The sequence below is a fragment of the Cyanobacteria bacterium FACHB-DQ100 genome, from assembly GCA_014695195.1.
Lineage (GTDB): Bacteria > Cyanobacteriota > Cyanobacteriia > Leptolyngbyales > Leptolyngbyaceae > Leptolyngbya.
Map to the genome: position 1 here is coordinate 699500 of JACJNW010000028.1, position 13250 is coordinate 712749.

Sequence of the window (13250 nt, forward strand, 5' to 3'; positions counted from 1 at the left end):
GCTGAAAGACTAATCTCTTCGTCAATATCAAATGCGTTCATTAATTAGAGCGAAATCCCCTTAAATTGACAATACCAGTCCAAAGGCGTGTAGCAACATTTAAGTTATGGACTCATGTTGCGAATTCTTCTGTAGAATAGTCCAAAATCTTAACATCTTTTTATCAAGCTGACATTGCTCGACTGAATCTACGGTTCCGACAATGCTCAACAAATCTATAAGATAACCAGGTTTGATTCGGGTTAGCCTTGGCATAGGAGAGCTGTATCTATACGATTTATGTTCTATTGTTGCGGCTAGCGAGTATGAAAATTCTATTGATAGAGGACGATTCGCTAATTGCTGAACCGCTTGTCAAAGCTTTGAGCGATCAAAACTATGTCGTAGAGGTCGCAACTGATGGACAGGCGGGATGGTCACTGCTGGAATCCTTTACCTATGACTTAGTTCTGCTAGACGTAGTATTACCGAAATTGGATGGTATTAATTTATGTCGAAAACTCCGGTCACAAGGCAATCAGACTCCAATTCTTTTGTTAACGGCTCAGAATGCTAGCACTAACAAAGTGGCGGGATTAGATGCTGGAGCAGATGACTATGTGCATAAACCCTTTAATTTGCAAGAGTTACTGGCGCGTATCCGGGCTTTACTCAGACGAGGCGGCGCTGCATTGCCTCCGTTGCTGAAGTGGCGGAATCTAGAGCTTGATCCCAGCACTTGCGAAGTGACCTGTAATGGTGAAATGGTGCGGTTAACGCCAAAAGAATATGGTCTGTTAGAGTTGTTTCTCCGCAATCCGCATCGCATCTTTAGTACGGGTGCGCTGATTGATCACATTTGGTCTTTTGAGGAAACCCCAAGCGAGGATACAATCCGCTCCCATATCAAAGGGTTACGGCAAAAACTGAAAACAGCAGGGATTTTAGGTGATCCGATCGAAACTGTTTACGGCATTGGCTATCGACTGAGATCTGCACAGGAAAAGCATAAAGAAGGCAAGGAGCAAAGGAACAAAGAGGCAAAGGATGAAGACAATAGTGAACCGACGATCGCAACACAAACGACTGCTGGGATGAGCAGCATCTGGAACGAGGTTAAAGAGACTGTTGCTCATCGGATTGCAACGGTTGAGCGGGCAGTGGCGCTGTTGCTACAAAACAAACTGAACCCAGAATTGTGGCAACAAGCTGAACAGGAGATCCACAAGTTGGCGGGATCGCTGGGGATGTTTGGTGCAGATCAAGGCTCTCGTTTAGCCCAAGAAATTGAACCGCTTTTCCAAAAGGGGCGATCGCTGAGTCATCACGAGATGCAGCACCTCTCTAAACTTGTCGCTGCTCTACGTCAGGAGTTGCAGCAATTGGACGCTGAGTATTTAACGAACGAGCAGCAAACGGTTACTTCAGTCAGTGAGCCGATTGATCAACGTCCTTGGTTACTGATTGTCAGTTCAAATTCAACACTCACCGCACCGTTACAGGAAGCATGCTCTAGCTGGGGCTTACGAGTTCAGGTTATTGCCAATCCTGTTACTGCTAGAGAGCAAATTTCTGGAACGCATCCAAATGTTGTCCTCCTTGATTTTGCTGCTGCTGCTAGCGCAAACAACTTGATGTTGTTGTCCGAACTCAGTGCTTGTACGCCGCCAGTTCCTACAGTAGTGTTAACCGAGGAGGATAAATTAATCGATCGAGTCAAGATCGCCCGCTTAGGTGGACGGTGGCTTCAACAGCCTGTCACGGCACCTCAAGTCTTAGAAGCAGTCAATCAAGCACTACAAAATGCCCGTCTGAGGCAAGCGAGAGTGCTGGTTGTAGATGATGACGCGCAAGTATTAGTGGCACTTCAGCGTTTACTCATTCCCTGGGGGCTTCACGTTTCGGTACTCGACAATCCACTTCTATTTCTAGAGGTTCTAGAAGCGAATCCGCCTGATCTGCTGATTCTGGACATTGAAATGCCACATATTAGCGGGATCGAACTCTGTCAGGTTGTTCGTAATGATTCGCGCTGGAGTGATCTGCCGATTCTATTTCTCACGGCTCACACGGATGCTGAAACTATGCATCAAGTCTTTGCTGTCGGTGCGGATGACTATGTGAGTAAACCGATCGTTGGGCCAGAGCTAGTAACACGGATCTTGAATCGACTAGAGCGCACTCATTTCCTCAAGAGCTTGGCAGAGATTGATGCTCTGACGGGCATCGCAAATCGCCGCAAATCTACCACAGCATTCACTCAGTTACTTCAGTGGTGTGACCAGTGTCAGCAGTCATTTTGTTTAGCACTGCTAGAGCTAGCCGACTTGAAGAACATCAATCAGCAGTATGGTCATGCAGTTGGAGACGAAGTGTTAGCACGCTTCGGGGAATTACTGCGGCGATCGTTCTGCAATGAAGATGTTATCGGTCGTTGGGGAGGAACAGAATTTGTTGTCGGTATGCCTGCTATGACCAAAACGGATGGAATTCAACGTATTCTTGATTTTCAGCAATCCTGGCAGCAGTTTAAGTTCGAAGTGAATGGAGCTTTGTTGCAAGTCAGTCTAAAAATGGAGGTTGTTCAGTATTCTCAAGATGGTGCAGATCTTCAGTTGTTGTATCAAGCTGCTCGCTCTAGCTTAGATGAGGCTGAGAATGTGAGGCGCTCTGAGGAAAGTCCACAATGAAAGCGCCATTCCCAGCCAATGAATCTGATCGGCTAAATGCTCTCCAACAGTACAACATTCTAGATACTGTCCCTGAATCTGCATTTGATGACTTGACTCAGCTTGCAGCCTTTATCTGTGGTACACCAATTGCTTTAATTAGTCTAATCGATGATTGTCGCCAGTGGTTCAAATCTAGATTTGGGTTAGAGGCTACAGAAACGCCTCGTGATCAGGCATTTTGTGCCCATGCCATCTTGCAGCCTCGCAATGTATTGATTGTTCCAGATGCACTCCAGGACGATCGATTTGCAACGAATCCCCTCGTAACGGGTGAGCCTCATATCCGATTTTATGCAGGCGCACCGCTCATTACTTCAGATGGCTATTCCTTGGGAACGCTTTGTGTCATCGATCGCGTCCCTCGACAGCTCAATGCTGATCAGATTCAAGCCTTACAAGCCTTAAGTCGTCAAGTCATTTCTCAACTAGAGTTACGACGTAATCTCGTTAGGGTGGCGCAAACAACAACCGAATTGCAGCAAGCAGAGCAAACTCGCATTCAGCTTCTTGCCCAAGAGCAAGCTGCCCGCAGCCAGATTACAGATATCCTGGAGAGCATTACTGATGCTTTTTTTGCGCTAGATCACAATTGGCGGTTTACTTATCTCAATCGGCAAGCGGAGTTGTTGTTGCAGCGAAAGCGAGAAGCATTGCTGGGCAAGGGCTTATGGGATGAGTTTCCGGAAGCGATCGGTTCAACTTTCTATCGAGAGTATCAGCGTGCTGTTGTGGAGCAGGTCAGTGTTCATTTTGAAGCATTTTATCCACCCTTAAACCATTGGAGTGAAGTTTACGCCTATCCCGCCAAAGATGGACTATCGGTCTACTTCCGAAACATCAATCAGCGGAAAGAAGTAGAGCGAGCGCTACACGAGACTCTAACATTCCAGCGAGCGATTTTAAACAGCGCCAACTATAGCATCATCTCGACCAGTGTTGATGGTACGATTCTCACCTTTAACACCACAGCAGAGCAATGGCTCGGCTACACGGCAGCAGAGGTCATTGGACAAACAACGCCCGCATTGATTCATGACTGGCAGGAGATTGTGCAGCGATCGCAGGTGCTGTCACAGGAATTAGGAGAGCGAATCGATCCAGGATTTGATGTGTTTATTGCCAAGGCACGTCGCGGAACGATCGATGAGCATGAGTGGACTTACATTCGCAAAAATGGTTCGCGCTTTCCTGTGTTATTGTCGATCACAGCGCTCAAGAATGCAGAAGATCAGATTACAGGATTTTTGGGAATTGCTAGCGACATCACCGAACGGAAAGCGGCTGAAGAGCAGCTTCAGAATTTAAGTAAGGCGTTAGAAAGTGCGATCGAAGCCATTGCTCGATTAGATACACAAGGACAATATGTTCAGGTCAATCTTGCCTATGCTGCGATGTTAGGCTATCAGCCTGAAGAACTATTGGGAGTGAAATGGCAACAGACAGTTCAGCCGGAGGATATTGCTAGTGTAGAGGCTGCCTATCAGCAAATGTTGGAGCATGGCAAGGCGGAAACAGAAGCGAGAGCGATTCGCAAAGATGGCGGAGTTCTCGATAAGCAAATTGTGATGGTGAAAGCTTATGACCAGCAGCAGCAGTTTAACGGTAACTATTGCTTTGTAAAGGATATCAGTGAGCGGCGTGAAATTGAGCGCATGAAGGATGAATTTATTTCAATTGTGAGTCATGAACTCAGAACTCCGCTCACCTCAATTTCTGCTGCTTTGGATCTCTTAGCTGAAGGCGTTTTGCAAAATCAGCCCGAAGACGCGCAACAAATGCTGCAAATTGCGGCAAACAACACCGATCGATTAGTGCGCCTGATTAACGATATTTTGGACATTGAGCGGATTGAATCGGGCAAAATTGTCATGACCAAACAAGTCTGCGATGCTGCCGATTTGATCAATCAATCGGTAGAAGCCATTCAAGAGATTGCAGAACAAGCCGAAATCACGCTCTCGGTTGCGCCGTTAACCGTTCGTCTTTGGGCTGACCCCGATCGAATTATCCAAGTTCTGACAAACTTACTGAGCAATGCAATCAAATTCTCCCCGCCTGGTAGCACAATTTGGTTAAGCGCAGAATTGATCACCCCTGAGGCATTAGAAGCCGACTACAACCAGAATGAAGATCAGCAAGGTTCTTCCAACTTGCTTCTTATTAAAGTCATCGATCGAGGACGCGGTATTCCATCCGATAAACTAGAATCCATCTTTGAGCGCTTTCAACAAGTTGATGCCTCAGATTCACGTCGTAAAGGAGGTACTGGATTAGGATTAGCGATCTGTCGCAGCATTCTCCAGCAGCATGAAGGACAAATCTGGGCAGAAAGTACATTAGGAATGGGCAGCACTTTCTGTTTTACCTTACCGATTCTGAATACCTCTGAAAGTTCGCAAGCTTCAAGTTTGATGTTTGACTTAGCCGATTCAGCACTAGACATCAAAACACAAACTCCACTGGTTTTGGTCTGTGATGATGATGCTTCGATTCGTAAAGTGGTGCAAGTGATGCTGGAACGGCAGGGCTACCAGGTGCTGACAGTGGCTTCGGGACAGGAAGCTGTAGAACAGGCGCGGGCTCATCAGCCGAATGTGATTTTGCTGAATCTGATGATGCCCGGTATGAATGGCTGGGAAACGTTGACAGTTTTGAAACAGCAATCTGAAACGCAAGCGATTCCCGTCGTCATTCTGAGTGGACTGCTACCCGATGCTAGAGAATCACCCTATGATGGCGTGAGCGATTGGGTCGTAAAACCGCCCGATCCCAGAGTGCTCCGGCAAGCCCTCGATCGAGCCTTAGTCAATCAGAACCAACCTTTGAAAGTTCTGATCATTGAAGATGATTTGGATTTAGCGCAAGTTCTCACAACTTTATTGTCTCGCCATCAAATCGAAACCTTTCACGCTCAAACCGGACGAAATGCGATCCAACTAAGCCAGCAGGTCATTCCTGATCTGCTCGTCCTTGACTTAGGACTACCGACTGACGATGGTTTTACCGTTGTAGACTGGCTGCGTCAGCATAATCGTCTCTGCCACGTGCCCTTGGTGATTTATACGGCTCGCGATCTAAATGACCACGAACGGGAACGGTTAAGACTTGGGCAAACGCTATTTCTGACCAAAGGACGCATTACTGCACAAGAATTTGAGCAGCAGGTCATTCATCTGCTCAACCGAATGATTCGATCGAAGGCAGGAGACAGTCTCGATGACGACTAAACACATTTTGATTATTGATGATGAATATGACATTCGGGCAGTGGCTCAACTCACTTTGAAGACGGTGGGTGGCTGGGAGGTATCGAGCGCCTCTTCAGGTCACGAGGGACTTGCCAAAGCAGTGAGTGAGCAACCAGACGTGATCTTGCTCGATGTCATGATGCCTGAAATGGATGGAATCGAAACTGTTCGTGCTCTTCAAGCGAATCCAATAACTCAGGCGATTCCGGTCATTTTCATGACCGCAAAGGTGCAAGCAGCAGAGCAGCGGCGGTTTGCAGAACTAGATGTGGCAGGAATTATCACAAAACCTTTTAAGGCAATGAAACTTCCAGAGCAAATTTCCAACATCCTTGGTTGGAGTCAAGCGTGATGGCTGCCAGTTTAATTTTTCGTCTACACAAGTTCTGCACTTTTCAGATCTAACTTAGAAACTATCGGAGGTGGAAGCGAGATTCTTTTGCATCCGACGATCGTTTCTCCCAGGGCTTGACTCCCTGACCTACCGTGAACTCCCTAATCATTCGTCACTTGAGCACTCTCCTCTACCCGATTCAACAACGGCTAGAGTCGATCGAAATTTCTAATCCTCAAACAGCACGGTCACTCTGCAAAATGATTCCGGCTCGTTGCCCGTTTGAACGGCAGATCAAACTGTTTGATTACACGCTTGTTCGGATTCCACCGCTTTGTAAATTAAATCCTTTCTACGATCAAATCGTAAGTCTTCGCTTTAAATCTTTAGTCTATCTAGCAGACCATTGTGGCGAAGATGTGACGCTTTATTCCTAACTCCATTGTGGGGAAGGGGTTCTCTCTAAAACTGAGGTCCTGATGCCAACAACACATACACCCGAAGAAATTCCAGCAACGCTTCTCAAAAAGCCTTGCTACTCAGAGCATTTGACAAATGGCAACAAAAATAAATCGATTAAAATGCCACAAAATTATGAATCAGATCACGCTCGTCTAGATCACGGTCGAGTCGCGATCTTTGTTGACGGTTCAAATTTATTTTATGCTGCTTTACAGCTTGGGATTGAGATTGACTACTCAAAGCTACTGTGTCAGCTAGCTACGAACTCTCGGCTGCTGCGAGCTTTTTTCTACACCGGGGTCGATCGTACCAATGAAAAACAACAAGGCTTTTTGCTTTGGATGCGTCGTAATGGCTACCGAGTGATCACAAAGGATCTGATTCAATTGCCAGATGGCTCCAAAAAAGCGAATTTGGATGTCGAAATTGCGGTAGATATGTTAACTTTGGCGGCTCACGTTGATACTGTCATTTTAGTTAGCGGTGATGGAGATTTAGCCTATGCTGTCAATTCCATTGCTTACAAAGGTGTTCGCGTCGCTGTCGTCAGCTTACGCTCAATGACAAGTGATAGCTTGATCAATGTTGCTGATTCCTACATTGATCTTGACACAATCAAGGAGAACATTCAAAAGCCTACTGTTTCTGGCTATGCAGACTGTGTTACTAGAACCACGTAATTCAAGAAGTGCTTGCTCAATCTAGACTTTCGGTAGTGCTAGAAGACGCTCCGTTTTCTGAAGTCGAACCACAAGCAGCAATCCACCCGTATGCAGTCCCAGGAACACCGCATCCATCACACCCTCTAAAGACGGTGCATTGCTAAGCATTTGCTTCTAACTGATCCGATCTCAGATCGGCACAAGTCTAGCTCCTAGAAGCCTTGGTTTATCTACACCCTAAGCCCCACTTTGGCAAATCTCTTTTTGAAACTCAATAAACGTTCAAGAAATGCTTATAGCCATCAGTAGAATTCCATTGCATTCTGCTGCTCAATAGAGAAACAAAGCAAATGATTTCTATCAGATGGCGGGGAAGTTATGTTAAAGGTATTCGCAGACAGAGGCGGTACGTTCACTGATTTAGTCGTAGTTACAGAGGAGCAGTCAATCGTCGATCGACTCTCCCAACAGCCTGAACGTTTCCAAATCACTCCCCTCACAAATCAACAGTGGATTGTCATTTACAAGTTGCTGTCAGAGCAACCCGAACATTATCAAGACGCTGTGATTCAAGGGATACGAGACATTTTGGGATTAGCACGCGATCAACCGATTCCAGCCGGAGCCGTTGAAGTGGTGAAAATGGGAACCACGGTAGCAACCAATGCGTTGCTAGAGCGCAAAGGAGAACGTACCCTTCTCCTGATTACCAAAGGCTTTGGTGATGCGCTCTCTATTGGATATCAGAACCGTCCAAAGATTTTTGCCCGTCAGATTGTCCGATCGCAACGTCTGTATAAACGGGTGATCGAAGTGGAAGAGCGCTACACTGCTCAGGGCGAGGAGATCATTGCAATTGCGCCCCAAGAAGTGATGCGACTGACCACAGCCTTGCAGGAAGCTTACAACGATGGGTTTAGAGCTTGTGCGATCGCGTTTCTGCACGGTTACCGCTACCCCCAACACGAACAGCAAGTCGCTGAGGTTGCCCGCAGCGTCGGCTTTGAGCAAGTTTCGGTCTCTCATGAAGTGAGTCCCTTGATGAAGCTAATTCGTCGAGGTGAGACAACTGTTGTCGATGCTTATCTCTCTCCGATTCTGCGGCGGTATGTCGATCAAGTCAGAGCCGCATTACAACCGCACCCATCCGGGACGAAGCTAGAATTCATGAAATCCGATGGCGGTCTAACTGAAGCGCAACGCTTTCGGGGCAAAGATAGTATTCTCTCAGGGCCTGCGGGTGGCATTGTGGGAGCGGTCAAAACTAGCCTAGCTGCCGGATTTGACAAAATTATCGGCTTTGACATGGGAGGGACTTCCACAGATGTCTCGCACTTTAATGGCGAGTATGAACGCACCTTTGAAACCGAAGTGGCAGGGGTACGACTGTGCGCACCAATGATGTCTATCCACACAGTTGCAGCAGGGGGCGGATCGATCTTGCGATTTGATGGTTCTCGCTATCGCGTGGGACCTGAATCTGCGGGCGCACACCCCGGCCCTGCTTGCTACCGCAAAGGTGGATCGTTAACTGTGACCGATTGCAATGTGCGTCTAGGGAAGATTCAGCCCGACTTTTTTCCGCAGGTATTTGGAGCAAGCAGCAATCTCCCCCTCGATCGCACGATCGTGGAGCAAAAATTCGCCGATCTCAAAGCCGAAATCCAGACAAAAACCGGAGACAGCCGCAGCGATGAACAAGTTGCCGAGGGATTTCTCAACATTGCGATCGACACGATGGCAAATGCAATCAAAAAGATTTCCGTCCAGCGGGGCTATGATGTCACCCAATATACGCTGTGTTGTTTTGGTGGCGCGGGTGGGCAACACGCCTGCTTGATTGCTGAAGCCTTGGGAATGACAAAGATCTTCATTCATCCGTTTGCGGGAGTATTGTCGGCGTATGGCATTGGGTTAGCAGAGGTGCGGACGCTGAAAGAAAAGGCGATCGAAGCGCCGCTGACCACAGCGGAAACTCCCACATTAGCGCAAACCCTCGCCTTACTCAGTGCAGAAAGTCGAGCAGAAATCTCGGCTCAAGGCATTCCCGACGATCGCATCCAGGTCCTGCACAAAGTCCGCCTACGATACGCAGGCACAGACTCTACTTTGCTTGTAGATTTCGATCGAGCGGAGATAATGCGAACTCAGTTTGAGGAAATCTACCACCAACGCTATGGGTTTTCGATGCCGCATAAAGGCTTAATCGTAGAAGCAGTTTCGGTTGAAGCGATCGCGCAAGCCCCCTCCCTGACAGAACCGACCCTTCCCCTGGGCAGAACAGAACCCCTCAGCGCGGTCGCAACCGTTCAAATTTACACTAAAGGCGCTTGGCATGAAACTCCTATCTATCGCCGTCAGGATCTCAGACCCGGCGATCGCATCATCGGAGCCGCCTTGATCCTAGAACCCACGGGAACTAACGTGATTGAGCCAGGATGGTGTGCCGAACTGACGCAACAGAACTATCTGATTTTAAGCAAAACAGAAGCGGTGAAGGCTACATCAACCGCAGCGTCACCTGCCGCCACCACTCCTGATCCGGCGCTGCTAGAAATTTTCAACAATCTCGTTCGAGCGATCGCGGAAGAAATGGGCATTACTCTGCAAAACACGAGCTACTCCGTCAACATCAAAGAACGGCTCGACTTTTCCTGCGCAATTTTCGACCCGCACGGACAACTCGTTGCCAATGCTCCGCACATTCCAGTGCATCTCGGCTCAATGAGCGAAAGTGTCAGCAATCTCATTCGAGCGAGAGGCAAGACGCTAAAGCCCGGTGATGCCTTTGCGTCCAACAATCCTTACAACGGCGGCACGCATTTACCCGACATCACCGTGATCACGCCAGTATTCATCGCTGGTAGTTCAACGCCCATGTTCTATGTGGCATCACGCGGACACCATGCCGATATCGGCGGCATTACCCCAGGTTCCATGCCACCCCATAGTACAACGATCGACCAGGAAGGCATTTTGCTCGACAATGTTCAGATTGTGAATCAAGGCCGCTTTCAAGAAGCCGCATTATTAGAGCGTTTGAATGCTAGTCACTATCCCGCCCGCAATCCCGCGCAGAATTTAGCAGATCTCCAAGCCCAGATTGCCGCGAATGAACGAGGCGCTCAGGAACTAAGCCGCATGGTCAAACATTATGGACTGGAGACGGTACAAGCCTATATGCAGCACATTCAAACCAATGCAGAAGAATCGGTGCGACGAGTAATCGATGCGCTAAAACCAGGCAGTTTCACCTATGCAATGGACGATGGCAGCAAGATTTGCGTCAGGATTACGATCGACCCCACGACCCGTTCTGCCTGCATTGATTTCACAGGCACTTCTTCCCAGCGATCGACCAATCTTAATGCTCCCTTAGCGATCTGCAAAGCTGTGGTGCTCTATGTATTTCGGACGCTGGTTGATGATGATATTCCCCTGAATGCAGGCTGTCTCAAACCTTTAGACATCATTGTTCCAGAGGGTTGCCTGCTGAATCCTCGCCCGCCCGCAGCCGTTGTCGCAGGTAATGTAGAGACTTCGCAGGCGATCGCGAATGCGCTTTACGGGGCGCTGGGGGTAATGGCAGCTTCTCAAGGCACGATGAATAACTTCACCTTCGGCAACGAGCAGCATCAGTATTACGAAACTATCTGTGGCGGTTCTGGTGCGGGGGCAACCTTTGATGGTACCGATGCGGTGCAGACACACATGACGAACTCGCGGCTGACCGATCCAGAAGTCTTAGAGTGGCGGTTTCCGGTGTTTGTTGAAACGTTTTCGATCCGGTCTAACAGTGGTGGAGCTGGCAAATATCGGGGCGGCAATGGAGCGATTCGCCGAATTCGGTTCCGCGAAGCTATGACTGCTGCGATCTTGTCAGGGCATCGCAAGGTGGCACCGTTTGGACTGGCGGGAGGTGCTCCCGGCGCAACGGGGCGCAATTCTGTCGTGCGCCAAGATGGTGCCGTCGAACTGCTAGAGAGTAAGGCAGAAGTGTTGATGCAGCCAGGGGATGTGTTTGTGATTGAAACTCCTGGAGGCGGTGGATTTGGCACGATGTTGCAAGAGCCGTAGGTAGACGCAATTAAACTGAAGACCTTCATCCTCACCCCCTCCTGTGGGAGAGGGTGAGGATGAAGGTGGATCGGTGATCTTATGTTTAACCAGGCTTGTCTACTTATCGTTGTGCAACTTCAACAAACAGTTCATCGTAGTCTTTCGCAAAGTTAATCCGAACATCTGCGAACTCTCCAGGGCTGACCGCTTGGCTGAGAACAGTCATGACAGTTCTTGCGGAAGTTGCCGCAGCCTCCACATCAACCCCTGCTCTTTGCGAGATCCGAGTATAGAACTCCTCGATTTTGAAGTTATCACCCATCTGTCCTTCCCGTCCGCGTAAGCATTCTGCTAACTCTGCGGGGAGTTGTGCAGCAAGATTGCTAGCTTCATCACCGAGCAGTCTTTCGCACATCGTTTCGAGCGTTGCTTTTGTTGCTTTGATTGCACTATCGCGATCGCTAAAGTGCCCGGTCTCTTTCACGGTTTTGATAAACTGGTCGTAATTCATTGCTGTAATTCCCAAAGTTTCTGTTCTTAATGTTCGTATCTATGTAGAAAGATGAATCTACATCTTGACTGAAGTTAGTAGCGGAACACTGCCGCGATCGGTGCAGGTGCAGGCATTGCATCGGGTGCAACCGCATACACTGTTCCACCATTGAGGATGGTTTGCAGTGCTGCTGCATCAAGCAAATCTTCATCTTCAGGTTGAGCTTCTTTGTGAACCTCGATTTCGTTGGTATTTGGATTGAATCTGCCCCACTTTTGCACACCCACCGCGACAAACAAGCGATCGACGCGCCCATAGTAGGCAGCAGGAACCGTTTCTTCGAGATTGGTCGAACTCAAGTCAGTGTTTGATAACTCGTGATAAGCATTAACGGCTTTCTCCTGCGCTTGGGTAAAGAAGGGTTCAACAATTTTCCAAGCTTCCGCGTGTAGTTCACCAAGTTGATCATCTTTGACATTTCCGGTAATGCCTTCTTCCATCAAATGCGGGAAAGTATTGGCTTCCCGGTAAATCGGCATTAGATACTCAACACAGGCGAGAACTAATGGCGCACGTTTTTGATTGAGGAAGTCATGCAGCGCCGCATCGATCGCGTAGAAGAACTGCCGATACCGTCGGGTGACATCATCGCGATCTGGTGAACCTTGACCATGAAACACTCCGGTTCCAGCCGACGAATTGTTATAGTTCGATGCGCCACTGGTTGTCCCGATGCGAAACTGTCCTGCCTTTTGGCTTTCGTCGTACTGAAGTAATTCATCCATGTTCTGAGGCAAGTCCGGAACCTGAACTTCACGAATATGATCGCGATCGCCCTCATACAGTTTGACGCGCTTCTGGCTCAGTTCCAAAATATAGAACGTACCATCTCCATTCAGCAGCGGCAGAATCGGCTTCAGGTGAAACTGATCGGTCACGACGACTAATTCAAACAACTCACGCGGCACCTTGAAATAATGGAAAAAACCATCTGTGACAAAGATTGCAAGTCCGCGATCTTGTTGCTCCCAAAAGTCATCTTGACTGTTGATTGCTTCCAGCATCGGACGCAAAAACTCGTTCGCCTCGTCTTCACTGAGCCCAGTCTCTTGAAGCTCTTGAACAGCTTGACGAACTAAGTTCTTAAACCGAATTTCATTTTGTCGAACTTCCGGCCCAGCGACGATCGTGGGCATATAAATCGAGACACACCAGCTTTTTGGGCGCTCGATCAATGACTTCACTTGTTCAACGGTTAAAATGCTCATAAACGCCTCCAGA

Annotated in this window: 8 protein-coding genes; 6 read left to right on the forward strand and 2 right to left on the reverse strand. The window is 48.3% G+C overall.

From position 1 onward, the window contains the following. The first annotated feature begins 305 nt into the window (after nt 1–305). From H6F51_14435 to H6F51_14460, 6 genes are all read left to right on the forward strand, one after another. Nucleotides 306–2669 (forward strand): response regulator, encoded by a 2364-nt coding sequence (locus H6F51_14435; GenBank protein ID MBD1823681.1) that lies wholly within the window; start codon nt 306–308, stop codon nt 2667–2669. Then, a complete protein-coding gene (locus tag H6F51_14440; GenBank protein ID MBD1823682.1) occupies nt 2666–5938 on the forward strand; it encodes a PAS domain S-box protein in 3273 nt (1090 codons plus the stop codon). Before H6F51_14435 ends, H6F51_14440 begins: the two co-directional genes overlap by 4 nt. Beyond that, the gene (locus tag H6F51_14445; protein ID MBD1823683.1) at nt 5928–6311 is read left to right on the forward strand and encodes a response regulator; all 384 of its coding nucleotides are present in this window, start codon (nt 5928–5930) and stop codon (nt 6309–6311) included. The genes H6F51_14440 and H6F51_14445 overlap by 11 nt, the downstream gene beginning before the upstream one ends. A 134-nt stretch (nt 6312–6445) precedes the next feature. Next, complete coding sequence (locus tag H6F51_14450; GenBank protein ID MBD1823684.1) at nt 6446–6730, forward strand: Mo-dependent nitrogenase C-terminal domain-containing protein; 285 nt, start codon at nt 6446–6448, stop codon at nt 6728–6730. Nucleotides 6731–6874: 144 nt separating this feature from the next. Next, complete coding sequence (locus H6F51_14455; protein MBD1823685.1) at nt 6875–7435, forward strand: NYN domain-containing protein; 561 nt, start codon at nt 6875–6877, stop codon at nt 7433–7435. A 360-nt stretch (nt 7436–7795) separates the two neighbouring features. After that, nucleotides 7796–11494 carry a hydantoinase B/oxoprolinase family protein gene (locus tag H6F51_14460; GenBank protein ID MBD1823686.1) on the forward strand — a complete coding sequence of 1233 codons (3699 nt, stop codon included), beginning with the start codon at nt 7796–7798 and terminating at the stop codon, nt 11492–11494. A gap of 103 nt (nt 11495–11597) precedes the next feature. Here the strand turns inward: H6F51_14460 and H6F51_14465 are convergent, their stop codons facing one another. Both H6F51_14465 and H6F51_14470 read right to left on the reverse strand, forming a co-directional pair. Next, entirely contained in the window at nt 11598–11987 is a 390-nt protein-coding gene (locus H6F51_14465; protein MBD1823687.1) for a DUF2267 domain-containing protein, read from the reverse strand. Between the two features lie 74 nt (nt 11988–12061). Beyond that, complete coding sequence (locus tag H6F51_14470) at nt 12062–13237, reverse strand: hypothetical protein (protein MBD1823688.1); 1176 nt, start codon at nt 13235–13237, stop codon at nt 12062–12064. Nucleotides 13238–13250: the final 13 nt, after the last annotated feature.